The following is a 24,241-nucleotide window of genomic DNA, read 5'->3' as shown; positions in this document are numbered from 1 at the left end:
GAGCTGTTACAAAGAAAATGGGAATAGACGTGCAACTTTATATACATGACTATATAACTTTTTTGACAATTATTAATTCTCTTTTACAACCAACAATAGATTTAAAAACAAGTTACTTTCTAGCATTTCTCAAAAGTTAGTGTAATTTAACCAAAAATGTTACTTTGTGAGTATCAATAATAGTAAGAATGGGGTAACTTTAAAATATCATCTATTCCCTAACGCGTTGCAAGCGCACGCAAGGAGGTAAGAATGTCTCTCATTGGTAAGGAAATTGGCGATTTTTCTGTTCAGGCATTCGTAAACAATGATTTTAAAACCGTAACTAAGGCAGACGTACTGGGCAAGTGGTCTTTGTTCTTCTTCTATCCCGCTGACTTCACTTTTGTATGCCCCACCGAGCTTGAGGAGTTGGCTGAGATTTACGCAGACTTCCAGGCCGAGGGCTGCGAGGTCTACTCCGTATCCTGCGATACTCACTTTGTACATAAGGCATGGCACGAGGAGTCCGAGCGTATTGCTAAGGTCAACTACCCCATGCTGGCAGACCCTGCTCACATATTGGCCCAGGACTTTGAGGTTCTTATCGAGAATGACGGTCTAGCAGAGCGCGGCGCCTTTATTGTTGACCCCGAGGGCCACATCCAGGTATACGAGGTAACCGCTGGTGGCATTGGTCGTAACGCCAAGGAGCTGCTGCGCCTTGTTCAGGCTGCAAAGTTTGTTGCCGAGCACGGCGATCAGGTATGCCCCGCTAAGTGGCAGCCCGGTGGCGAAACCCTCAAACCAAGTCTTGACCTGGTAGGCATGCTGTAAGTTACCAACTGCACATCCCTTCCCGGGAACATTGCTCACTAAGCCCGGTGCTCTGTGCGCCGGGCTTTTTTATAACATCACGTCAGTACCTCAATTTGAAATCCCAATTTAAAACCCCTTACATCCCCCCACTTAAAACTATATTTTGACATTTTGAAAAGGAGGCTCCATGTCGCAGAAGCCTAATCCAAACACCATGTACGACGCCGTTATTGTAGGAGGCGGTGTTGCAGGCCTTACCGCTGCCATCTACCTCGCCCGCGCTCGCTACCGTGTTTTAGTTATCGAGAAGGACGAATTTGGCGGCCAGATTAACATCACAGAAGAGGTCGTAAACTATCCGGGCATTGCCCGCACCTCAGGACGTGCTCTCACCAAAACCATGCGCGAACAAGCAGAGGCTTTTGGCGCAGAACTCAAATTAGCAGAAGCAACCAGCTTTAACGTAGAAGGCGATATTAAAACCGTCCATACAACCGCTGGTGATTTTTCCTGCTTTGGCATTCTACTTGCTCTTGGCAGCAAGCCACGCGAACTTGGCTTTAACGGAGAATCACAATTTAAGGGCCATGGCGTTGCCTATTGCGCTACCTGCGATGGCGAATTTTTCACCGGTAAAGATGTCTTTGTAATAGGCGGTGGATTTGCGGCTGCCGAAGAAAGTGTTTTCTTAACCAAATACGCTAAACATGTCCATATCCTCATGATTACCGACGACTTTACCTGCGCAGAAGCCTCCACAGAAGCAGCGCGTACCAACGATAAAATCACTATCCATACCAACACCGAAGTTGTAGAACTTACTGGCGATTCCATGCCCCGCACGCTCATCTATCGCAACATGAAAACCGATGAGCTCACTTGCTATCAAGCCCCCGAAGGCGATACCTTTGGTGTCTTTGTTTTGGCTGGATACACCCCTGCAACTGGCCTTATCAAAGACATTGTGGAGCTTGATTCACGCGGAAACATTATTACCAATAAGCAGTGCCAGACTTCTGCACCAGGTGTTTTTGCCGCAGGCGATGTATGTGTAAAGGATCTGCGCCAAGTAGCAACTGCCGTGGGTGAAGCTGCGAGTGCTGCCACGCAAATGGAGCACCATCTTGCCGCTATGCAAAACAAGACGGGCATTGTCCCCCAACGTCCTGAACAAAATCCAAGTCAATCGCAAGCTTTACCTATCGAGAAACCCGGCGAGGCAGCATCTTTTACCACAACGGCCAATACCGCAAACTCAGAGCTTTTCTCGGCAGACATGGTAGCCCAACTCAATGCAGTATTTGCCCGCATGGAAAAACCCATAGTGCTTAAGCTAGATTTGGATGACCGACCAATCTCCACAGAGTTGGATGCCTACTGCTCCGAACTAGCGTCATTGAGCGATAAAATCAGCGTTATGCGTACAGGCACTCAAAGCACGGCTGACGCCACCGCTAACACACCTTGTGTTCATATTTGCACTGCTGACGGCACAGAATCTGGTCTTGCATTCCATGGTGTGCCAGGTGGGCATGAGTTCACCCCATTTATACTGGGAATCTATAACGTAAGCGGACCCGGTCAACCTCTCCCCGATACCACACGCTTGGCAATTAAGGCACTCACCGTACCCACCACCATTCAGGTACTTACCTCGCTTACCTGTACCATGTGTCCAGACACAGTTAGTGCAGCTCAACGCATTGCATCACTCAATCCCAACGTCACAGCACATATATACGACGCAGGCCACTTCCCCAAATTGAAGGACCGTTATAACGTTATGAGTGTGCCATGCATCATCATTAACAACGGTGAGAAGGTCGAGTTTGGTCGTAAAACTATAGATGAGATGCTCGCACTCATTTAGATAATTGCTTAATCTAAAGCAGGCCTATATACAAAAAGGATCCTACAACCCAAATGGTTATAGGATCCTTGATTTTAATGTTAACTATGCAACAAGGTATAAACTTCAGAACTTCTATTCACTCACATGTTGCACTTTCGTTGCCCTTTCATACAAAAATGAAAGTACAACACCCAGCACACCTAAAGTTGCAGCAACCGCAAAGGCGGGAATATACGAACCTGTATTATTGAACAGGATATTCATAGCGGTAGGACCAAAAAATCCGGCGGTCGCAAATCCAATAAACATAATCCCGTAATTAACAGAGTTATTCGTATTGCCAAATTGTGCAGCAGTAAACCCCGGATAAATACCCATAACAGAGCCAAACACAAATCCAACCACACAAACGGCAATGATAAATACTATGGCACCCATCCGTGCAGACAACAGTAGCAACGCCATACCCACAATAAGTAACACAAACATCAAACGCAACGTTCGGATAATGCCAAGGCGATCAGAAAGCACACCAGAAACAATGCGTCCAGCCGTATTAAACAAAGCTAAGACAGAAACAATCAAAGCTGCGAGCACAGTATCCATTTGCACCATACGCTGTGCAATTGCTGAAGCCTGAGAAGTAATCATCAATCCAGAAAATGCCCCGCACAAAAGCATTGCAATCATGATATAAAAAATTGGATCAGACAGCATTTCTCGCCAAGTTTTATCTACACTAACCTGAACAGCATTTTGTGTGGCAATGTCCCGTACCTGGATCTCCTTTTTCGTCCACCCAGTAGGTGCATACCCATCTGGACAGCTCGCTACTGCAAATGAAGCGCCCATAATGAGCAGCAGCATAGCTATACCCAGCATCCAAAAAGCCTCAACAATACTAAAGTTATTAATAAGTGCATTAGCAATCACAGGAATTAGTACCGAGCTCAAACCATAAAATGCTGTAGTAATACCACCTGCTAAGCCACGCTTATCTGGAAAAAACTTTACAGTGTTGCTTACGGTAGCGCCATACACCATACCTACGCCCAGACCTACACCTAAGCCATATGTTAGTAGCAGTTCAGGCAGACTCTTAGTAAAGCCCGACAAAATCATACCCACGCAAAACAGCAACCCACCAATGCGCACCACATTACGTACGCCAATTTTTTTGGTTATAGCACCACCAGAAATCATTGTGATAGGACCAACAGCATTTGCAAGCGTAAAGACAATTGCAAGACTTCCAATGTTAGTTCCTGCAATATGAGATAGATGTTCTTGCATAGGAAGAGCAAACACACTCCATGCATAAATCGAACCAATACAAAGGTTTATAGCACACGATGCCGCTAAAACAAACCATCGGTTGTACTGATTACTACTTACTTGCAATGCTAACCCTCTCCACGATTTTGATGGTGCTACCGGATATTTTGGAAATTACTGCTCATCTGCAAAACTCGTAAATACGGGGACACCGGTATATACCTTAGGTTTTTCTTCTTTATTAAGAACACGATTGGCACCAGCGGCCATAGCCTCAAGCTCAAATTCACCAGGATAGGCAGTTACTGGGGCAATCCACGAGCAGGTTTGAGTAATGTCCTGCACCAGTCCTTTATCATGAACCATACCGCCGCCCAGCAAAATACCATCAACCTGACCGTTTAAAACAACAGCCATAGCACCAATCCACTTACAAATTTGGTATGTCATAGCTGCCCATACACGAGCTGCGACCTTATCGCCCTTCTCGGCACGTGCAGTAACCTCACGCGCATCACTTGTGCCAAGCAGATTTACAAAGCCACCGGATTTAAGAGTTAACTTGCGTACGTCTGCCGTAGACAATCCACTATCAATAAGAGACAACACCTCACTCACAGGCATCGAACCACAACGAGTTGGAGTCATAGGACCTTCGCCGCCCACAATATCATTGCCGTCAATCATGCGACCATGCTGATGAGCAGAAATGCTAATGCCTCCGCCTATATGGCACACTATAAAATTACAGTCCTCATATTGTTTATCCATACTTACTGCGTGACGAATAGCCGTCTCTTTAAGATTAAGTGCGTGTAAGTGCACATGGCGATACACACCACGAATACCCGTCATGCGCGCACTATCACACAACTCGTCCGTATCAGGAGGATTAACTACATAGCAAGGCTTATTACCTGCCTGTTGTGCAAAAGCATGAGCAAGCTGACTGCCTAGCTGAGCAGGATGCTGGACACCATTAGCCCCACGATACGCATGGTCTAAAATAGTGTCATCAACCACATAGGTGCCACCTTCCAAAGGAAGTAAGCCACCTCCACGCCCAACAAAAGCATCAATGTCTTCAAGCTTTTGGTTATTCTCGACAAGTGCAGACAAAATCATGTCACGTCTATAGGGCATTTGATCACTAATGGTCTCAAATTCAGCCAACTTGGAAGCATTATGATCAATGGACTTGGTAAATATTGCTGCACCACCCTCAAACAAACCAAGCTTGGTTGATGTCGATCCAGGATTAATTACCAGCACGCGCCACTTCTTAGAATCTGTCATAATTACTCCCCTGCTCGCACAATAAGCATGGCAACATTACCCAGCATCTCTTCCACAGGAGCGCTTCGGGAGAAGTCACAAACAGGCAATTTAAAACCCTGCAATACAGGGCCATATGCATTGGCGTGACCAAAAATCTGAACCATTTTTACGCCAATATTACCTGCATGCAGGTTAGGAAAAACCAAAACGTTAGCTTTGCCCGCAACAGGACTATCATGCTTAACCTTATGAGCAGCAACAGCGGGGATAATTGCAGCATCGAACTGTAGCTCACCATCGCAGGCAATATCGGGACGTAGTTCATGCACTCGCTCTTTAGCCTGACGAATCACATCAATGGTCTCATGCTCTGCAGAACCTTTAGTCGAAAAAGCCAGTAAGGCTACACGAGGCTCCCAACCCATAAGATTGCGAACTGTGTCTGCAGAAGCAATGGCAATGCCAGCCAAATCACTGGCATCAGGTTGTGCAGTAATGGCACAATCTGCAAGCGCCAACATGGAGCTCTGTGGTCCCTCAAAACCAGGTATATCTGCGATTCCTAGGCTGGAAGGAGACTCAATGCCATCTGCAAGACCCACAAAGCTCATAGCCGAGAAAACCACATCACCTGTAGAGTAATCCTTACCCGCAGCAACACAGTCTACTTTACCTAAAGACAATAGGAACATACCGCAATTAACGGGATCTTTGGATTTGCGCACAACTGCCTTATGGCTGTAATCCGTCTTTCCTGACTCTTCATACATAACAGCAAGAGATTCACGCTGGTCATCACTTGTGTTGTCAAAATAATCAAAGCCTACTGTACTTACGCCAGACTCCTGTGCAAGCTGCTCGATTTGTTCTTTAGAGCCAATCATTACAGGAGTACCCATACCACATTCAACTACCGCTGCAGCACATGTAATAATATCTACGTTATAAGACTCGGGAAAGCATACGCGTTTAGGAGCTTGTGCTGCGCGCTCCACCATGGATTGCAAAAACTCGTTCATATTCCACCCAGTATTTACTCATCCAGAAGGTCAGCAACAAAGTCTGCTGCCTCTCCCACCGTGACGTTACGCTTAAACTGCATGTAAGGAACCTCACAGTCAAACTCATCCTCTAAATAGGTAGTCATCTGAGAAATCTGGGCACTCTTGGTATTGTGCTCCGCAAATGTAGTATCGGGAGTAATCTCGGAAACATCTACACCCCAGATATAGGCACAACGGTTAGCAAGCTTGGTAAAAATCTCTTCATTCATGATGAACTCCTTAATATTGCAGCTCATACTGCTGCATTAAATAAACCTAACGATAGATGTAGTCGCCATCCTGATAGCGAGGAGGAATAACAGGAATTTGCAGGAAGGAATCGTGCTCGCCGCCGGTATAAATAAGATGGCGTCCCTTATTATCCGTATCCCACATTAGAGGCTCAAACCAATCCTCACGGATATAGCGGCCAGAAATCTGTACACGAATCTGCTGACCCTTGTGCCAAAAACGACTGGTAGGCCAAATTTCAATATCCACAGGAACTATCTGACCAGGCTCGAGCTTCTCAGAAACTGTATGTGCCTGAACAGGCTGAAAATCAGTCGAGAGTTTTTCGTCAAGCTTACGGCGAGAAACACGAAGTTTGCCCCATGCTCCAGGATGATTCTCGCCAAACAACGTAATGGGCAGCCACTCACCCGTAGTAGAGAGTTTTTGAATGTTTACAAATAAGTCTGCATCATTATATTCTTCTGCTGCTACCCACAAATGGAGCTTCATATAGCCTGTAAGCTCAGTATCCTCTGAGAAGGTGTAGTCAAAACATACTTCACCATCCTCACTTTGATATGCAGCCATAGCCTGATTATCTACAGGCGCATTCTTCATAGACAGATCAGAAGCATCCAAATAGAGCTTTTGATACTGTGTACGCTTGAGCGGAAAACTCGTCTCGGGTCGATCCTCCTGATAGTTATATTCATAGGCATCTTGTACCTCAAGACGTACTGTAGGAGTAAGCTCCCAACCATTGCGCTCGTCTTTCAGATAGCGAGCAAAGAAGAGTTCAAGATCCTGTAAGTTTTTGTTGGAGTAAGCATCAGGCCATTCAAAGTTACGATGGCAGCGAATCCACTTCTTGCGAGATTTAATCTTGCGAAATGCCTGCATGGAGCCGCGTAAGTGGAAGTGATTCCAACACACAGTGGTGTATACCGGACAAGTGATGTTCTTCCAGATGGGATCTTTATCTTTCCAGTAATCACAATCAATGAAGGGGTACTTCTCGGCATTTGCAGCCGTATCATCAATATAGTTGGGACCAACAGCCTCCTTTACCACCATACCAACAAAGGTGTGAGCAGGAATACCACCTTCATAGAGAGACTCACGATACATATCGCTTGTTCCCTCCCAAGGGGCAATACAAGAAAGATGTGGTGGTTGCTGAGAAGCAATACGCCACTGAGTCATTGCCACACAAGAGTTGCCAGACAAACCAACATGACCATTACACCATGCTTGCTGGGCTGCCCACTCAATAAAGTCGTAGCCGTCCTTACCCTCCTGGGTGCCAAACTGTACAAAGTCTCCCTCAGAGTGTCCTACACCACGAGGATCAACATTTGCTACTGCATAGCCGTGACGGCACCAGTAACCAGGATCAGGGCTTTCAAACTTAGACATATTAGAGACAGTTTGGGGTGGAACACCCATAATCTGCCAGTCAGACTGTCCATCAAAAGGACGCTTACCATAGAAAGACCAAGAGACAATCAGAGGTACTACAGGAATATCCTTAGGCTTATAAATGTCAACGTAAATCTTTACACCGTCGCGCATCTCTACAGCCACATCTTGCATGCAAATAATGCCTGGTTCTGGCTCATACACACGATTATTAAGAGGAGTCAAAACCTTGTGCTCTTCGCGCTCTTCTGGCGTCATTGCATCAAACTCCTCTTTTGAACAGGGAATGAGCATTTGGCGCATTAAAATATCCGTAGGATGGCCATTGCATTCAACAGTCTTTGTAACAAGTTCACGTGCCATATTAGAACCTCTTATCTAAACGATGCCTGAATAACTATTTGGTCAACTTATGCCTCGACTACAGACGCGGACTCTGCAGTAGGAGACTTGGTAATATCGTTTTTGCCAAAGTACACATAGGCGGCAATGCTTAAAATTCCCATTGCAACAACACCAATCCAAATCATGTTGGTAATAGAACCGCCTACAAGTCCGCCCAAGAAAGATGTGGTAAAAGGAGAAAGAGCCTGTCCCAAAGAACCTGCTGCGTTGCAAAGTGCCATATTAAATGCCATACCCATAGCACCAGAGAAGTTTGCAGCACCCATGCCACCAAAGGGAGTAAAGGTCTGATAGGCAAGGCCAATAAAGAAGCCAGCAATACAGAGCATCATAATATTCTGGGCAAGTGCATAGCAGGCCAAACCAGCAAAGGCACAAACAAAAGTGGCTGTTGGAGAATGCTTCTTAAATGCCTTAATGAGAGGAGCAACAATAAGACCAGCAACAATACCAGAAATGGTGTAAGCAGAAGACGCCATTCCTGCCTCCGCAGTAGCACCTAAGCCACGCTCTGCTACCAGCAATGCCTCATTAGAGTTAAAGAGCTGGCAGAAGGTGTACAGCAAAAACATAAAGATGCATAGAACAATTACCTGAGAAGGAACTGTAACATGTTCATTCTTGGTGGCCTTGGGCTCCAGTTTACCTTTAGGAAGACAGATAAGCTCAAGAATAAAGAAAATACCTACGATGAAATATGCATAAAAAGCGTGAGTCCAATCCTGAGCACCAAAGGTAGTTGCAGCGGCGGTATAAATGAAGCCACCTAAGCAAACAAACGTGGAAAGCAAGCCCAAAACTGCACCACGAGACTCCCCTTCAAAATAATCAGGGATAATAGTAGTCATTGCATTTTGTAGACCACCCAGTGCAACACCTACTAAAGCAGCAGATACCAACAGTTCGGTAATGCTACCGTGCAGATAAATAGGCATGGTGCCTGCAAAAATATAGAACGCAGTAAAGAACAAGGCAGTATATTTTTTATATACTCTTGAGGCCAGTTTGGAAACCAAAATACCAACTGGAATAGCAATCAAGCTTGGAAGGGTAACAACTAACTGAATGGAGGTAATGGGTGTTCCAGGAAACGCCTGGGCAATACCTGCCAAAACAGGAACTGGGACAATCAAAGCCATTAAGGAAAGCGCGCAACTATACACGCCAACCAAGGTTTTGAGGTTGTTCTTAATCATGTTTTGCCTCTTCTTTCTAACGATATTCAGACCGCTTTTGCGATCAAATCCCCTTGTAATACTTGCTGTAAACTACAGACATTTACCTGTTTTGTCTGAAGCATTTATCTGCCATATTCTTTTGAGTCATTCATCCTTTAAAGCGCTGTTTGATTTGTCCAACATGCCATCTTTGGTGAGAAGAATAAAAACAGCAAGACCAATGCCCATAAGCACGGCACCACCTATGTAAGAAAGTGCATAGGTGCCAGAAATCCCAGCAATTTGAGCAAAAAACATAGGACCAAATGCACCAACAATTTGAATAACGGGGAGCATGATGCCAAAAGTATTTGCAAAGCCATCGCGACCGTAATACTCTGCACAAATATTTACTGGCCAGTTATCTGCACTACCAGTAACAATGCCAATAATTGCAAGGCTTGCAATTACAGCCACGTGATTGCCCAACAAGTTACAGAGAACACCAACGATGCCCAGAATAAATGTGAGAATAACGCCTGTACGAGAACCAAACTTATCGCCAATCACACCGCACACTACACTACCCACACAAGCAAATCCTGCAGAAATAAGCATATCTGCCACAGCTTCATCCATGGAGTAGCCCAGCTCAAATAGGCGCGGCACAATCTGCACCATAAGACCACCAGCATATAAAAGTTGAAAGCCTAAGATAATAGAAAGAACCATAAAACGAGGATTCTTAATTAGCTCTATTGCCTTTTGACTTGAAGGCTCAAAACCCTGACCCGCTGCTTGTGCTTCGTGTGCGCTAGAGGTCTTACAATACTCCATCGTATCTGGCGTAAGACCACGCTGTTCTGGAGTATCCGAGATACCAAAAGCAAGAAGCACTAATGTTACAGCAGCGATAATAACAAAGGGAATAAATGCACCGTCTACACCCCAGGTTTTAAAACCAAAGTTGTAGACCATTGCTGCAAAGCCAGCACCCAAAGGAATACCCATGGAAACCAAGCCTTGCACAGTACCCTTGCGCATGGGGAACCAATTTGTAAGCAATACGGGCACCGTGTTGTAGCCCCATGCAGAAGCAGTCGCATTGGCCACAATCATGGCAATCAAAAAGAGAGAAAATGCTTTGCTGGTTCCCATAGCAGCAAGCCCTAAAACATACAAAGCTCCCCAAATGAAACAAAGGGTTTTGGGAGAATGCTTAACGCATATACGGCCAGCAACAAATCCTAAAATTACATTTCCAATGCTGGCTACAGAAATCATAGAAGTAAGAACTACAGGATCCCAGCCACGGGCGTCGCCAATAATAGTGGAAGCAATGTTCATAGAACTTGCCACCGAAGACGTGATGAAGTAACACAACACCGAGAAAGCCAATAAAGGCCAAGCGCGCAATACATGCAGCTTAGAACTTTGCAAAGTATCACTCATTATTGCCGCCTTTCAAGCCAATAGCTTTTGCAACATCAACTCTAGTAGCGGCTTATGCGTAAGTCCTGCACACAAAGGCAACAAAGTGTCCAAATTGGACATAGTTGAATAAGAGTGTCCAAAATATGACTATAAATTCATATAATAGACTTGGTATAAGAGATGACGAAGGAAACCTATGGCCAAGCAAAAAATACGTGACACTATAGTGTTTACCTTTATTGATTTACTAAAAGAGAATAGGTTTGACAAGATTACTGTTATGCAGCTATGCCAAGCAGCCGGCATCTCTCGCAGTTCCTTTTATAATTACTTTGATGACATTTTTGAAGTTATCCAAGCTATTGAAGATGCAATTTTATCTTCATTTAGCCAGGTAGACATTACTGCAATAAGTAAAATTGATGCCGGATTGGTGCACGATTACCATCCAGATAAATTTAAGTTGCAGCCTCCAATAGGATTTAATGAGTGGTTTGATTGTTGCGATGCTCACCGCGCTTCTCTACAGGCTATGTTAGGACCTCATGGAGATCCTTATTTTGAGGAAAAGTTTTACAGATCTATTAAGCGTCATGTAAATATGCTTATGGATATGGATCATATGCCCAACGACGACTTACGTGATGGGTTTAATGAGGCCATGACTATGACACATTTACTGCTTATTAAGGACTATCTTCTTAATAAGAAAACTACACTTACAAGAGATGCTTTAAGTGTCATCATAAATTCTATGCGAGTAGGCGGTAATGCCCTCGGATATTTTGGTGCTGATTTTGTAAGTGGCGTCATAACTAATCGAGACTCAAGCCAAAACTCAAAAAAGGATTAACTTGTGATTGTTGGTATAGGAACAGATATTTTGGCTCTCAATCGGCTCGCACATTTAAATGGTGCATGGTCTGATCCCTTTTTTAAACGCAGCTTTACTGAACGAGAAATAACAGACTCTCTTACAAGTGACTCCCCTTTGGTTAGTTTTGCTATACGTTTTAGCATGAAAGAGTCTGTCTTTAAAGCCCTGCGCATATCGCCCAATGATGCTAAATTCAACGAAATTGAATATGCAACCGATGAGTTAGGCCGTCCTTCTGTTGCTTTATTGGGTTCTATGCATGAAGTTGCACAGGCAATTACAAATGATAGCTATAGCCTGTATGTTTCTGCTTCTTTTGAAGATAAATACGTAAACACCGTAGTAGTTCTTGAGCGTCTATAGAGTACGTACGAATATACCTCTGGTGGCTTAGTACACAAATATGTCCAAGCCACCAAAACCTTTAACCAACTATGCTTTAGCTCTTTGTACGAATAACCCAGTAGGTCGCTATAAAGATAGTAAGCATTAACGAAACAACAACAGAAACTACCTGCGCAATAAGCTCTTGACCAAGCAAATTTGTAACAATAGCCGCAATGGCTAATCCAACTGCCGTAATGACAAACGTTGTTGCTTGCGCTTGCCTATATAGGGCAAGATTACGCTCGTCATGATTATTGATGTCACGCTCAGCAGCATAATTGGCATCTGTCTTATAGCGAAACAACTGATATGTTCGGATGCAACCAATACAAATGAATGCACATCCTGCACCAAACAATGAGCTATTTTGAATCAAAAAATTAGCAATAAGCACTAATGCCACGCCTGTAACTATTAAAAAGACAGCACTCAAAGTCCTCTTTTTGGCATCCATTAGTTGTCCTCCTCAAAGATAAAAACATCTTCTATGCGCAGGTTAAACACTTGTGCAATCTTGTGTGCCAGCCCAATAGATGGATCATATTTACCTTTTTCCAATGAGATAATTGTCTGACGGGTTACTTGAACTTTTTGTGCCAGACCCTGCTGTGTTAATCCATGTTCTTGTCTCAGAGAAACGATTCTATTTTCCACTACGCCTCCTCTGTACTGACCTTGCCAAGAAGTACCGCAAACATGTCTTGGCTTTACTACAACTTCTTATTTGTCTCTTCCATGCGATATCGCTAAGTGTAAAGCGTCCTTTACACTCTTCTTAGGTATAGTATTATCTTACTCATCTTAAATGTCAAGCAGACTTTACATCTATTGAGAAAACCTAGCTTTAGATGAATTTTTAGCTGAATCTTCAGTTGTGCTTTTAACTGTGTTTTTAGCTATGCCTAGCTATAGAGCTCGACAATCCCTTTGAGCCATTCAGCATATGACGCACGCAATGACACGGGATTCTCGATAGTTACCTTAGTGCCCAGCGTAGCCAGCCAGCCATAAAAAACAGGGCTTTCCTTAACGGCTACCGTCACGCGAGCCGCCGCACCATTGTTGATGGGAACAGACAAAACATCTGCGCCAAAGCGGTCAACCACTACATTCATCACATCCGCTTCTACACACAACGTTGCTATTACTCGCTTGCCATCATACATACTAAAAGCACATTTTCCCACTTCATCGGGGTTATATGAGTGAATAGCTTCGTTGCGCTCTGCCGCTTCTTCACATAGAGAAATGCGGTCCATACGATCAACGCGATAATTGCGAATCTGTTCATCCGCATCGCTGTATGCAACCAAATAATAATTGCCATCAGAATACGTAAGGTTAATAGGCGTTACTACATGCGTTGCCCCACCCTTACGAGCAACACGCTTTTTAGATGCGTTGTACTTAAAATAATGGAACGACACCTTGCGCTTACGAGCAATGGCCTCCTGGAGCTTATCGACCGTCACAAAATCCGACTGCGTCTGTGTCTTGGGACGTCCATGCACGTGAACCTGTTTGTTAAGAAGCTTTTGTTCATATTTAGACGCCATTTGCTTAATAGATTTAACAAGCGCGCGAGAACTTCCATCCGACAAAAACCTACTAGACTGCACGGCATCAATAAGTAATGTAAGCTGACTAATCTCAAAATTACGCTCTGCCAATGCATACGAAACAGGCTGTGTTGGAAGTTTGCGAATATCCAGTCCAAACTCTATCAATGCATCAATGTCTGCATAAATACTCTTGCGCTCGGGAGAAATTCCACGCTCCTGCAAACGCTCAATAATCTCTGGAGTAGTCAGGCCGTGGTCTGGATCTGTCTCGGCTGTTAAAATGTCCATTACATGCAGCAACTTGAGTTTCTGATGATTCTTTGCTGGCATTACAAGCCTCCTACGCAGGGCGTCTCGCTGTCCCAATACTAGCCCAGCCAGCTTGTAACTTTTAGCTGCCAAGAGACCCATTCCGTCAGCGGTAGCATCTGGTCTGCTACTCGTCATAGCTGTCCCAAAAACACTCCACCTAGACTTATAAAAAATTTTAGGATGTAGTCATACAAAGTTTGGTATACGCACTGCCCACTAACACCCATGTAATAGGCATCAACGAAATGAGCATCCCAAGATGTGATCATTAATCAGGCCTATGCCCTGAATGTACGAGTACACAATCACCGGCCCCGCAAACTTAAAGCCACGCTTTTTGAGGTCCTTGCTAATCGCCTCCGAAAGCGGGCTTTTTGCTGGCATTTGATTCTCAAAAACCAGTGCATGGTCAATCTGTCTACCGTTCGTAAAGCCCCAAATATACGAATCAAAACTGCCAAACTCTTCTTGCACCCTCAAAAATGCCCAAGCGTTTTCTACCATTGCCTGGATTTTACGCACGCTCCGAATCATCGCAGGGTTTTCAAGGAGTTCCTGCACCTTACCTTCATCGTATAACGCTACTTTTGCTGGCTGTAGCCCATCACACGCCGCACGAATACCAGCTTCACGCTTAAGAATCAGACTCCAAGACAATCCTGCCTGCATCCCCTCAAGCACAAGCATGGCAAATAGCTCGTCATCATCATGTACCGGCTTGCACCAACGCTCGTCGTGATATGCACGAGAAAACTCGTCATGATCACCCCAAGAACAACGATGTATTTTCTCGGCACATGTATCAAGCTCGTCCGTATTACCTGTGGCTACGCCATCTATCTTATCCACACGCAACCGCCTCCAACACTCCAATAACGTCCTGTTTGTTCCAAATTACTGGTACGGGATACGTGGGATTTCCTTCTGCAAGTGCACGTTGAGCTATGAGTTCAAAATCCTTCTTGGAAAGCTCTTCCAAAACATGAGGGATTCCAAACTGCACAGTAAGCTTTTCAAGCGCCGTAATAAATGCCGTAGCATTGTCCTTATCACTTGCCCCAGTCTTTGACACACCAGCACACTGAGCCAACTCTGCCAAAGATATGTCTACCGCAGATCCATAAGCACGTAGCACATGAGGCATAAGGATTGCATTGATATATCCATGGGGTAGCTCATACAATGCTCCTATCGCATGAGAAATTGCATGAATATAGCCTACATAGTTGTGCGTAATGGCATAACCCGCGTCATATGATGCCTCAAGTAACGCTGCTCGAGCCTGTATATCCAACCCATTCTCATACGCTTGTGGCAAGTTTGCAAAAATAGTCTGGATTGCTTGACGTGCGGCATGCCTAGTCTTTTGTTGAGAAAACCGATTAGTGTATGCTTCCACCGCATGCGACAACGCATCAATACCTGTATATGCCGTGAGTTTTGCTGGCATGCCCAAAGTAAGCTGGGGGTCTAAAATTGCAACGTCAGGCACAAGGTGAGGATCATTTACTGGATGTTTAAAATGCTCCTGTGCGTTTGTAATGACCGCACCTGCCGTCACTTCAGATCCTGTACCTGCTGTTGTTGGAACAGCAATAAAATACGGTAAGTGCTTAGCTACACGCATAGAGCCAGAAATGTCTGTTACAGATTTGCCAGGGTTTACCACCAACGCACCAGCAATCTTTGCACAGTCAATAACTGAGCCGCCACCAATAGCTACAATTGCTTGGCATCCACCCTTGTTGTAACGTTGAGCACATGCCATAGCGCACTCATCTGTTGGGTCGGGCATTACTTCATCAAAGATATGAGCTTCTATCTTTCTTTGTGTCAAGTCGCTCAGAAGTCTATCCAACACACCACGTTTTACCATACCAGGCGTAGTAACAAGCAGTACCTTACTAAAATCTTGATGCTCAAATAGATTCCCAACAGCAAGTAATTTGCCAAATCCAAAAATCTTTTGCTGAGTATTCGGTAACAGTCCCATAACCACACTAAAGAACAGCTGACGAGCTCGTAGACCTATATTTGATTGCATAAAACTGCCAGCCTCCTTGCTTAAACACTTTTATGTTAAATATCTCACGTTAATTATGTGACTAGCACAGCCTTTACGGTATTGTCTGTAGAAGTTTTTTCACAATACCAATGCGTGCAACAAGCATCTTGCAGACGCATACAAAAATGTGTTACAAAACGCTTTGCATAAAATATCTGACTCTTGAGGAGCCTCTACATATGGTACGTAAAGTTCTTAAAGCACTGGGCATTTTTGTTTTGATAATAGTGTTGTCTGCCATTGCTTTTATCGGCTGGTTATCACTCACCGAGTTCAAGCCAGCACCAACCGAAGCAGTTACGGTAGAAGGCAATGCTCCTACAACCATTAGTAAGGACAAAAAATTAAGTATTGTAACTTGGAATATTGGTTACGGTGGGCTATCCAAAGAGGCTGACTTCTTTATGGATGGCGGTAAAAACGTAACCTCTGTCTCCCGCGATGGTGTACAAAGCAACATCAGCAACATTAAGTGCACCCTGCAAACCCTCAATCCAGATTTTATTTTTCTCCAGGAAGTAGATGCTAATTCCACTCGTTCCTATGGCATTAATGAGCAAAAAGACCTTCAGTCTGCATTCCCCAATAATTGGACCTATGCATTTGCTCGTAATTTCCAAGTGGGTTTTGTGCCTTATCCTCTGCCCCCTATTGGCCATGTAGAAAGCGGCATCCAAACACTCGCAAGTGCCCAACCCAGCAAGGCAGAGCGCATTCAGCTGCCCATTCCTTTTAAGTGGCCTGTAAGCATGAGTAATATCAAGCGTTGCCTCTTAGTAGAGCGTTTTCCTATTGAAGGCAGCACTGCTGAGCTTGTCATGATTAACCTGCATCTTGAGGCCTACGACGAGGGTGAAGGCAAGATTGCACAAACCATACAACTTGCAAAACTTATGCAACAGGAACGCGCAAAAGGCAACTACGTTATTGCAGGCGGTGACTTTAACCAGTCTTTTAGCAATGTAGATACCAGCGCGTATCCCACCCAAGGTGGCAAGCTTTGGCAAGCGGGCCTATTGGACACCAAGCAGTTCGGAGAAGGCTTTAACGCTGTCATGGATTCGTCCACGCCAACCTGTCGCTCTCTTGATCGTGCTTATGATTCCGTTGATAAAAACTTCCAGTTTTATATGATTGACGGCTTCATTGTCTCGGACAATGTCCAGGTTGATACTGTAAAGACTGTCGATACGGACTTTGAGTATACCGACCACAACCCCGTGCAGCTAACAGTTACTCTAACGTAAAGCTGCACACGCAATTCTATTCCCAGCTCGTGCTTAGATGATATTCGGTGGATCTTGGAAGGGAAACTCCATAGGAATATATCTCCTTTACAACCTGCAATAAAGAGGTGGATTGACCCTTACTGATTGAGCAAAGCCTGCCCTTTGTAGAGTTACAAAATCCATATAAGGCACCTTATGCATTACATCACGGCAAGCATTGTATACAGCAAGGAAATACTCCTTACAGTCCTTTTCGGGAATATCGATAATAACAAGGTATGACTGGACTCTTTGCTTTCCCAAAAAGCCGTCCTTCAACGTAAAATTCATTCCCATCTGTAGCAGCAATTTGCTCAGCTATCAGCACAAATCGAGCATGCTCGCAACGCTGTTCTGTAGGGTTACCAAAGAGAGCCTTCTTGAACTTATCAAACATCAGCTTCCTTACTTCAGCGTTTTCTATTTGCTGTAATGCCTGCCTAACGTGATTTTTCTTCCAACAACTCACTACATATTTGTAGCAAGATCAAAACGATGGCCAACTTTGTTGCCTAATGCAACCAACTGCTGTAGAACTTCTCGCTGGCAAATAAACAAGACATAGCTGTCACTATATATATCCATCGCTCCAACACAGCTCTTTTTCTCACTCCACTTTTTATCGAGAACGGCACACCATATGGGAATATCTCCATCTTCTTTGAGCCAGTCCAACTGCAACTCAAGACCTTGCTTGCTTGCCAACGGTTTGACTTGCTCAAAAAACTCCTCTTGCTCTGTTTTCCAGTCCAGTTCCACAACTTCATCTTGAGCCATGAGTTCATCTACAATCGCAAGCCATTTGATTGTGCTAGGTTCATCCGAAGAGGAAATCCCTCGATCATCAAACTGCTCTTCATGCGCATTAAAATACTGTTGTGGTGACTCAAAACATGCTTGCAGATTAGAGATTGCTGTTGCGTCCTTTGTCATGAGCTGGACAATAGCTGCATATGCTTCAACCTCTGTATAATGCTCGATTTGCATGTCTACTACAATTTCCCATTCTTGAAGATTGGGAACTATACGATGGTCTAAGAGCTTTTGAAGCAGAGTATATACCTCGACTTTGTTCAGACCGTTTCTTCCATAGACCACAATTCCATTGTCCTGATTGCTCTTGTTGTTCTGATTTTTTTGTTCTGCAAAAGACGTACCCAGCTCAAAGTGATAATAATCTGGGTCTTCATCTTGGCAAATTTGGGCAAAGTTACAAACACGTCCACTTTGCTTAATTTGTATAGGCTCTGTTGAATCGAGAACCATAAAATCAGTAGCGCCGTTAAGTATTGATGCAAGCTGGTGTTTTAGCTCTGCTATAGAGAGGCTCTTTTGCGCCTTCCCATCAATATCCATTGTCCAATCTGAATATTCATTCTTTAGGAAGTCAGATGATAGCTTCTCTTGTGATAGCTGCGCTTGTGCAGATTGTCCCTGTTTAGCCTCCACTAAATTGTGTTGGGCTGTCTGGCTGATGTTATTTGTTGCAGCAAGAACCTTAGCAGCTTCTGCCTTAATATACATATTCTTATATGTAATAGCGGCGACTGCTGGCACTATAAGCAACGGTGCACACATGAGTACTCCTGCAAGAGCTATCCCCTTATACCGTGCCTTAGTATGGCTACCTTCTGCCATGTTGTTGATAAAATCTGCTACGCGATTAAGAGTCTCGCCGTCATCCATCATAAAAAGCACTATAAACTCCGCAAAAAATAGTGCAAGAAAGATAATCACTATACGTGTTGCCGCACGATTACATATATCCATTTTTGTCTGTAGAGAAATAGCTTCTGCCTCAGCTACGTTATGAAACCATTTATTAGCGCGCTCTTCTTTTGTCATCAGCCATTCCCCTCAAGGCATCTATCTACAATAAATGCCACCTATTATAGAATACGTCACCTCTTATATAGAGAAAGAGAAGGTATTTCCTGTGGACTCAGATAAGCTCGTAAAATGTAAAAGCGCGTTCGTCTGGATAAACCACTCCCCTAGCTCAGAAGTATTATGGCTCAACCAAAAGAACGCGCCTGCAATTACAATCCTAAAACAGCATTAAAGACCTCAGATGAGCTGGGATGCGTATAGATACCCGCTCCCAATTCAGTTGCTGTCATACCAGATTGCATAGCAACAGCAACCGTATTTATGAGCTCTTGTGCATCGGTACAAAACAGAGTTGCTCCCAAGATACGGTCCGTTTTTGGATCGAGAATAAACTTAACCATGCCATCTGCCTGTCCCAAAATTTTTGGACGAGGAACAATAGGCATATTGGCAACAAGACCCTTTTTGACCACATAATCCATTTGCTTTGCTTGAGCCTGTTTTTCGGAAATGCCTACGGTAGCAAGTGGAGGCTCTATAAAGGTTGTTGTTGGGAAAAGACGTCCTGTTGCGGTGCGCGCTGTAACAGATGATTGTGTTGCCTGTAGCCAAGCATCTGCCATAATGATACGGTGATCATCAAAGGAAATATAGGTGAACTGTGGACCACCATTCACATCTCCTGCAGCCCATATGCCATCAACATTGGTACGTAGGTGCTCATCAACTTTAATGGCTCCTCGCTGGGTAATCTCGATACCAGCTTGCGCAAGATTAAGCTCAGACGTCGCAGGAATACGACCTGCTGCTATAAGCACTGCATCGGCTTGCAACTTTGATCCATCTTTTAGCTTAATTGTAATGGTATCTGGACCATCTTCAAATGAAGTTGGCTCTGCGCTCGTACGAAAAGTCACACCACGCTGGGCAAATACCTCAAGCGCACAGGCAGCCACATCCTCATCAAAGATACCAAGCGCAGATGGATGCATGTCAAGTACGGTAACCTGACTACCAAAACCAGAGAATAGCGTAGCAAACTCAAGACCAATAGGGCCGCCGCCCACAATCACCAATCTACCAGGCAACGTATCTATATGCTGAATAGTTGTGGAGGTATACACACGTGCAGACTCAATGCCAGGAATACTTGGCATGCGTGTAGTTGATCCAGTGTTAATAATGATCTTTTTTGCCTCAAGAATGCGAGTTGTAACGCCCTTAACCTGTACGGTATGTGGACCCGTAAACGAAGCTATACCGTCCACCACCTCAACTCCGGCATTTTTAACCATGTTAAGGTTAGCTGCATTAAGCTTTGCGATAAGCTCGTTACGCCGAACTTGTGCTTGAGAAAATGCAGATGCTCCGTCGCCTTGTACAAATGCATAACGAGCGGCATCTGTTAACAGAGTCTTTGTAGGTACACAACCAATATTAATACAGGTACCACCATACATAGCTGCATCGCGCTCAACCAAAGCTACGCGATCTCCTGCTTTGGCTCGCTTCATAGCAATGGTCTTTCCTGCCTTGCCAAATCCAATAACCAGCAAGTCAAAAACCTCAACGTTTTGCTCGGCTCTATCGTCTTGCTCCATCGTCTGATCTCCTCTGTTATCTGTGGTTTAAAATAATCCAGCTTTAATTAACCTAATTTAGATGTTTATGGACACTGTTAGGTTGTTAGATACCCACTATTGCCCCTTAAAGAGGAAACAAACTCAACTCTTTTACAAAAAACTTAGACAGATGAGTAAAGCCTCAATTTATATTTAAACGTGATTTAAAATATTCTGTATAATTGTCACAGAGTAATAATCATTTTTTAAATACATGGAATACATAATGCTCAAGCTTTGTATGGTTCCTTTTTACCTACTGGTATTTATCGGTGGATTTGCCATATCCACCGCAATGATAGTAATACCCGGATTTTTCCTTGCGGCACCCATCGTAATAGGCTTATTAGCCGTAATTGACTATGTACCGCTCCTATTCACATCCTCGTACGGTTTTGTCGCTACAGTACACTCTCGTAAGCAAAATCTCATCACAAATACCTCGGCGACTATACTACTCATATTGCATGCTCTATTTATTGCCGACGTTATTGCCGCTATTGTACTGTATATAATGCTGAGAAAAGCAAACAACGAGAATAGAAAGTCCTGAATTACACTGGAGTCCTTAAGCTCACTACTTCTTTCCAAAGAGCCTTGCAAGAAGTCCCTTTTTCTTGCCATCCTGGGTGTTATCAGCAGAAGAAGCTTCTGACTCATTTACTCCAGATATATCAACATGACTCTTACTGTATGTTACTTTTTGAACAATCTCACTCGCGTCCATCCCCGTTGCGGCCTTAACCTGCTCCTCAGCCACTTTTTGATAGATAAAGGCTCCTTGAGGGTCACAGAGCATAATATCTGAGTAGCAAGTTGAGTTATTGAGATCAAAGGGATTAACTTCAATAACTTCCGATGCTTCCATCATGCCAGAAGACGATTCTGCAGCTTGTCGTAGTGCCGCAAGAAAGACTTCAAGGTTAGAGCCAAAAAAGTCCTCCAACGTCTGATGAATAGCCGTATTAGTCTCATAATCAGTCAGCAAATCTTTAACTTGACTGGGATTCATATAGATACCAGAGGAGTAGTTTTCTGCAATTTGTTCATGCTCGGGAGCAGCAACCCAATCCGGTAAAAATGTTTTCCAGGGACTACAGTATCTTCTCATTTCCGGATGTTCTTCTATAAGAAATGAATAGGCAGACCCTCTAACATACTGATACGTGGTAAAGAAACCGCTAATGACTGCCATCCCATAAAGTATTGTTTTTTCATTAGGTATTTTTGAGTCCTTCGACGCAATAACCTTCATGACATCGATGTATTTCTCTGCAAAAAAGGACTCATTTTGGGTGCTATACTCAACCGCCGTCTTCTGCACAAGAGAGTCATCACCATTTTTTAACGCCTGCAGAGGCTCAAAAAACCACTGATTCATCTGGTCTTTAGAAATCGGATGATAGCTAATATCAAATCCCATAAAAGAATCCTCTCTAGACTACATACAGCTTAGATAATCTCAGGATATTATAAAGATCTTAAGACATAAAAATTGCCTTCTTCGGAAAATGTTGCACACAACTGACACGTCTTATATCGAGAATCCCTTGAAAGCGTATTACTTATTGCAAGTTTGTACTATTTGTATTAGTATTACTAATACAAATAGTACAAGAGAGCTATCGGAGGCTTGCGACATGCTCTTGCAATTAGACTTCTCAACCACAACTCCCATCTATCAGCAGATTCGTGACCAGATTGTACAAGGTATCGCCAAAGGTGAGCTTAAACCTGGAGAGCGTCTACCAACTGTCCGTACCCTTGCATCGGAGTGTGGCATCAATATTATGACTGCAAGCAAGGCCTATCAGCTCCTCAAGCAAGAAGGACACACGCGCGGCGATCGAAGAGGTGGCACCTTTGTGTGCAAACCGGAAGGTGACTTGAGTCCTGATTCCAGCATCATTGAAGCATTACGCCTGCATCTGGCAGAACTTATTGTTGGTGGCATGTCAAACGAGGATGTACTCACACTTTGCAAACATTTACTGGACGATGTTTCATCTCAAAAAAATGGGAGTTTACTATGAGTACCGTTTCCATAATGTGGCTATCTATCTGCTGGCTTCCTCTTCTTATGTGGCTAATTCTTAGAAACAATGCACGGTTCAAGAAGAACATTGTTGTTGGAGTAACGCTTCCGCAAGCAGCACGTGATGACACTCAAGTTACAACCATCCTTACCAGGTATCGACGCCAGCAAATGGTATGTTCAATCATACTTACAATTATCGCGCTCATAGGAACAGTGGCAGGTGCACTTCGCACATGGGCAGGACCACTTATGATGTGCTGGAGCCTATGGATACTTGCCAGCTGCATCATCCCAGAAAGTATCTTCGCACTCACAAATCACAAACTTGCTATTCTAAAATCCGAGCGCGGATGGCACTACGGAAAAGCAGGTGAGAATAAACGTGTAACAATTGCTGACATCAGCGCGGCAGCTCAACAATATCCACGCATCTCGGAGATGTGGTTTTTCGTCATCTGCATAGCAAGCCTAGTCCCCATTTTGCTCGACTATAACAACCTAGTAATATATCTGCCATCTGCCGCATGTACACTCTTGATGTGGGTAACCTTCCAATGGTTTTACCGCAACCGCAGCGAGATAGTAGATGGCAACACCGATCTTACGCAAACACTTACACGCATTAGACGGCGTGCTTGGGCATGTGTGAATCTTACTGCTGCGACAATTTTTGCACTCATGAGCTGGTCATATTTTATTTTTCAAGCTTCATCAAATTTGTACCTTGTTAGTATGATATTGCTTGGTCTTTTTCTTATCATTGTTGCATTTGCAACCGAAATGCGCGTACGAGGGCTACAAGAACGCCTTACAAAAGCCAGTGGTAAGGATCTTTATGTGGACGAAGACGACCATTGGATTTTTGGCATCTTTTACTACAATCCTGACGATACCAAACTTATTGTGAATGACCGCATTGGCATCAACACATCATTTAACTTAGCTCGACCAGCAGGCAAAGCAATCGCGATAGCAATCACATTTATACTGTTATGTCTACCTGTAGCAGGAGTATTTATGGCAGATGAATTTGGTACGCCTGTCTCACTTGAGCTTTCTGGTCAAACGATTAAGGCATATCACTCCCTAATAAACTACGAGATTGATATGAACGATGTGCTAACTATCGAATTAGTAAATCAGCTTCCTCAGATGACCCGCACCTCTGGTGGCGCAGCAGACACCTTCCTTGAAGGCAACTTTTTGACCAGTCAACACGAATCCCTTAAGGTATGTTTGAATCCCGAAGCTGGCCCGTGGCTTCTCATCCACACAAAAGATAATACAAGCTACCTTCTAGGAGCAAACGATACAGCACAGACCAAAACTATTTTTGAGAAGATCAGTATTAAATTGCAGGATGAGTTTACTCAAAAATAACGAGT

At 44.0% G+C, this 24,241-nt stretch carries 23 protein-coding genes; 7 read left to right on the top strand and 16 right to left on the bottom strand.

What is annotated here, in order from left to right; all coding sequences use genetic code 11:
* Positions 1-252 precede the first annotated feature (252 nt).
* Both ahpC and G469_RS0103405 read left to right on the top strand, forming a co-directional pair.
* Entirely contained in the window at positions 253-816 is a 564-nt protein-coding gene (gene ahpC, locus G469_RS0103410; protein ID WP_028263852.1) for an alkyl hydroperoxide reductase subunit C, read from the top strand.
* A gap of 169 nt (positions 817-985) precedes the next feature.
* On the top strand, positions 986-2,668 hold the full coding sequence (locus tag G469_RS0103405; RefSeq protein ID WP_028263851.1) for an FAD-dependent oxidoreductase: 1,683 nt from the start codon (positions 986-988) through the stop codon (positions 2,666-2,668).
* Between the two features lie 114 nt (positions 2,669-2,782).
* Here G469_RS0103405 and G469_RS0103400 read toward each other — a convergent pair whose 3' ends face one another.
* The 7 genes from G469_RS0103400 to G469_RS08230 all read right to left on the bottom strand — a co-directional run bounded on the left by G469_RS0103400 (position 2,783) and on the right by G469_RS08230 (position 10,913).
* Positions 2,783-4,051, bottom strand: coding sequence for an L-lactate MFS transporter (locus tag G469_RS0103400; protein ID WP_028263850.1), 1,269 nt, complete (start codon positions 4,049-4,051; stop codon positions 2,783-2,785).
* Between the two features lie 48 nt (positions 4,052-4,099).
* Positions 4,100-5,221: a butyrate kinase gene (gene buk, locus G469_RS0103395; RefSeq protein ID WP_035425368.1), complete on the bottom strand. Its 1,122-nt coding sequence runs from the start codon at positions 5,219-5,221 to the stop codon at positions 4,100-4,102.
* Between the two features lie 2 nt (positions 5,222-5,223).
* Complete coding sequence (locus G469_RS0103390; RefSeq protein ID WP_028263848.1) at positions 5,224-6,222, bottom strand: phosphate acyltransferase; 999 nt, start codon at positions 6,220-6,222, stop codon at positions 5,224-5,226.
* 14 nt (positions 6,223-6,236) lie between these two features.
* Positions 6,237-6,476: an acyl carrier protein gene (locus G469_RS0103385; protein WP_028263847.1), complete on the bottom strand. Its 240-nt coding sequence runs from the start codon at positions 6,474-6,476 to the stop codon at positions 6,237-6,239.
* A gap of 46 nt (positions 6,477-6,522) precedes the next feature.
* Positions 6,523-8,262: a CocE/NonD family hydrolase gene (locus G469_RS0103380; RefSeq protein WP_028263846.1), complete on the bottom strand. Its 1,740-nt coding sequence runs from the start codon at positions 8,260-8,262 to the stop codon at positions 6,523-6,525.
* Between the two features lie 47 nt (positions 8,263-8,309).
* Positions 8,310-9,500 (bottom strand): MFS transporter, encoded by a 1,191-nt coding sequence (locus G469_RS0103375; protein WP_028263845.1) that lies wholly within the window; start codon positions 9,498-9,500, stop codon positions 8,310-8,312.
* A 126-nt stretch (positions 9,501-9,626) separates the two neighbouring features.
* A complete protein-coding gene (locus G469_RS08230) occupies positions 9,627-10,913 on the bottom strand; it encodes an MFS transporter (RefSeq protein ID WP_051353740.1) in 1,287 nt (428 codons plus the stop codon).
* Positions 10,914-11,091: 178 nt separating this feature from the next.
* Here G469_RS08230 and G469_RS0103365 point away from each other — a divergent pair, with 178 nt between their 5' ends.
* Complete coding sequence (locus G469_RS0103365; RefSeq protein WP_028263844.1) at positions 11,092-11,748, top strand: TetR/AcrR family transcriptional regulator; 657 nt, start codon at positions 11,092-11,094, stop codon at positions 11,746-11,748.
* A 3-nt stretch (positions 11,749-11,751) separates the two neighbouring features.
* On the top strand, positions 11,752-12,135 hold the full coding sequence (locus tag G469_RS08225) for a holo-ACP synthase (RefSeq protein WP_051353739.1): 384 nt from the start codon (positions 11,752-11,754) through the stop codon (positions 12,133-12,135).
* Positions 12,136-12,211: 76 nt separating this feature from the next.
* On the opposite strand, the gene G469_RS0103355 is transcribed toward G469_RS08225, so the two are convergent.
* From G469_RS0103355 to G469_RS0103335, 5 genes are all read right to left on the bottom strand, one after another.
* On the bottom strand, positions 12,212-12,613 hold the full coding sequence (locus G469_RS0103355; protein WP_028263843.1) for a hypothetical protein: 402 nt from the start codon (positions 12,611-12,613) through the stop codon (positions 12,212-12,214).
* The gene (locus tag G469_RS0103350) at positions 12,613-12,813 is read right to left on the bottom strand and encodes a helix-turn-helix transcriptional regulator (RefSeq protein WP_028263842.1); all 201 of its coding nucleotides are present in this window, start codon (positions 12,811-12,813) and stop codon (positions 12,613-12,615) included. The genes G469_RS0103355 and G469_RS0103350 overlap by 1 nt, the downstream gene beginning before the upstream one ends.
* A 248-nt stretch (positions 12,814-13,061) precedes the next feature.
* A complete protein-coding gene (locus tag G469_RS0103345) occupies positions 13,062-14,051 on the bottom strand; it encodes a helix-turn-helix transcriptional regulator (RefSeq protein WP_028263841.1) in 990 nt (329 codons plus the stop codon).
* A gap of 219 nt (positions 14,052-14,270) precedes the next feature.
* Positions 14,271-14,882 (bottom strand): DNA-3-methyladenine glycosylase I, encoded by a 612-nt coding sequence (locus G469_RS0103340; protein WP_245579117.1) that lies wholly within the window; start codon positions 14,880-14,882, stop codon positions 14,271-14,273.
* A complete protein-coding gene (locus tag G469_RS0103335) occupies positions 14,875-16,077 on the bottom strand; it encodes an iron-containing alcohol dehydrogenase (protein ID WP_051353738.1) in 1,203 nt (400 codons plus the stop codon). The genes G469_RS0103340 and G469_RS0103335 overlap by 8 nt, the downstream gene beginning before the upstream one ends.
* Positions 16,078-16,277: 200 nt before the next feature.
* Between G469_RS0103335 and G469_RS0103330 the strand changes: the two genes are divergently transcribed.
* Positions 16,278-17,345: an endonuclease/exonuclease/phosphatase family protein gene (locus tag G469_RS0103330; RefSeq protein WP_028263838.1), complete on the top strand. Its 1,068-nt coding sequence runs from the start codon at positions 16,278-16,280 to the stop codon at positions 17,343-17,345.
* A 223-nt stretch (positions 17,346-17,568) separates the two neighbouring features.
* Here the strand turns inward: G469_RS0103330 and G469_RS0103325 are convergent, their stop codons facing one another.
* The 4 genes from G469_RS0103325 to G469_RS0103305 form a co-directional block, all read right to left on the bottom strand.
* Positions 17,569-17,763: a hypothetical protein gene (locus tag G469_RS0103325; RefSeq protein ID WP_028263837.1), complete on the bottom strand. Its 195-nt coding sequence runs from the start codon at positions 17,761-17,763 to the stop codon at positions 17,569-17,571.
* Between the two features lie 71 nt (positions 17,764-17,834).
* Complete coding sequence (locus tag G469_RS09165) at positions 17,835-19,211, bottom strand: DUF6630 family protein (protein WP_028263836.1); 1,377 nt, start codon at positions 19,209-19,211, stop codon at positions 17,835-17,837.
* Between the two features lie 194 nt (positions 19,212-19,405).
* Positions 19,406-20,797, bottom strand: coding sequence for a dihydrolipoyl dehydrogenase family protein (locus G469_RS0103315; protein ID WP_028263835.1), 1,392 nt, complete (start codon positions 20,795-20,797; stop codon positions 19,406-19,408).
* Positions 20,798-21,395: 598 nt separating this feature from the next.
* Positions 21,396-22,241 (bottom strand): hypothetical protein, encoded by an 846-nt coding sequence (locus G469_RS0103305; protein WP_028263834.1) that lies wholly within the window; start codon positions 22,239-22,241, stop codon positions 21,396-21,398.
* A gap of 217 nt (positions 22,242-22,458) precedes the next feature.
* Here G469_RS0103305 and G469_RS0103300 point away from each other — a divergent pair, with 217 nt between their 5' ends.
* On the top strand, positions 22,459-22,851 hold the full coding sequence (locus tag G469_RS0103300; protein ID WP_028263833.1) for a GntR family transcriptional regulator: 393 nt from the start codon (positions 22,459-22,461) through the stop codon (positions 22,849-22,851).
* Complete coding sequence (locus G469_RS0103295; RefSeq protein WP_028263832.1) at positions 22,848-24,236, top strand: hypothetical protein; 1,389 nt, start codon at positions 22,848-22,850, stop codon at positions 24,234-24,236. The genes G469_RS0103300 and G469_RS0103295 overlap by 4 nt, the downstream gene beginning before the upstream one ends.
* The last annotated feature ends 5 nt before the right edge of the window (positions 24,237-24,241 follow it).

It is taken from the genome of Atopobium fossor DSM 15642, from assembly GCF_000483125.1.
GTDB lineage: Bacteria > Actinomycetota > Coriobacteriia > Coriobacteriales > Atopobiaceae > Atopobium > Atopobium fossor.
The sequence above is the reverse complement of the archived record's forward strand: the minus strand, read 5'-3'. Positions and strand labels throughout refer to the sequence as shown.

Bases quoted from the DNA above. Each gene is read 5' to 3' on its own strand.
- ahpC (WP_028263852.1), top strand. From the start codon at position 253: ATGTCTCTCATTGGTAAGGAAATTGGCGATTTTTCTGTTCAGGCATTC.
- G469_RS0103405 (WP_028263851.1), top strand. From the start codon at position 986: ATGTCGCAGAAGCCTAATCCAAACACCATGTACGACGCCGTTATTGTA.
- buk (WP_035425368.1), bottom strand. From the start codon at position 5,221: ATGACAGATTCTAAGAAGTGGCGCGTGCTGGTAATTAATCCTGGATCG.
- G469_RS0103390 (WP_028263848.1), bottom strand. From the start codon at position 6,222: ATGAACGAGTTTTTGCAATCCATGGTGGAGCGCGCAGCACAAGCTCCT.
- G469_RS0103385 (WP_028263847.1), bottom strand. From the start codon at position 6,476: ATGAATGAAGAGATTTTTACCAAGCTTGCTAACCGTTGTGCCTATATC.
- G469_RS0103380 (WP_028263846.1), bottom strand. From the start codon at position 8,262: ATGGCACGTGAACTTGTTACAAAGACTGTTGAATGCAATGGCCATCCT.
- G469_RS0103375 (WP_028263845.1), bottom strand. From the start codon at position 9,500: ATGATTAAGAACAACCTCAAAACCTTGGTTGGCGTGTATAGTTGCGCG.
- G469_RS08230 (WP_051353740.1), bottom strand. From the start codon at position 10,913: ATGAGTGATACTTTGCAAAGTTCTAAGCTGCATGTATTGCGCGCTTGG.
- G469_RS0103365 (WP_028263844.1), top strand. From the start codon at position 11,092: ATGGCCAAGCAAAAAATACGTGACACTATAGTGTTTACCTTTATTGAT.
- G469_RS0103355 (WP_028263843.1), bottom strand. From the start codon at position 12,613: ATGGATGCCAAAAAGAGGACTTTGAGTGCTGTCTTTTTAATAGTTACA.
- G469_RS0103345 (WP_028263841.1), bottom strand. From the start codon at position 14,051: ATGCCAGCAAAGAATCATCAGAAACTCAAGTTGCTGCATGTAATGGAC.
- G469_RS0103335 (WP_051353738.1), bottom strand. From the start codon at position 16,077: ATGCAATCAAATATAGGTCTACGAGCTCGTCAGCTGTTCTTTAGTGTG.
- G469_RS0103330 (WP_028263838.1), top strand. From the start codon at position 16,278: ATGGTACGTAAAGTTCTTAAAGCACTGGGCATTTTTGTTTTGATAATA.
- G469_RS0103325 (WP_028263837.1), bottom strand. From the start codon at position 17,763: ATGTTTGATAAGTTCAAGAAGGCTCTCTTTGGTAACCCTACAGAACAG.
- G469_RS09165 (WP_028263836.1), bottom strand. From the start codon at position 19,211: ATGACAAAAGAAGAGCGCGCTAATAAATGGTTTCATAACGTAGCTGAG.
- G469_RS0103315 (WP_028263835.1), bottom strand. From the start codon at position 20,797: ATGGAGCAAGACGATAGAGCCGAGCAAAACGTTGAGGTTTTTGACTTG.
- G469_RS0103305 (WP_028263834.1), bottom strand. From the start codon at position 22,241: ATGGGATTTGATATTAGCTATCATCCGATTTCTAAAGACCAGATGAAT.
- G469_RS0103300 (WP_028263833.1), top strand. From the start codon at position 22,459: ATGCTCTTGCAATTAGACTTCTCAACCACAACTCCCATCTATCAGCAG.
- G469_RS0103295 (WP_028263832.1), top strand. From the start codon at position 22,848: ATGAGTACCGTTTCCATAATGTGGCTATCTATCTGCTGGCTTCCTCTT.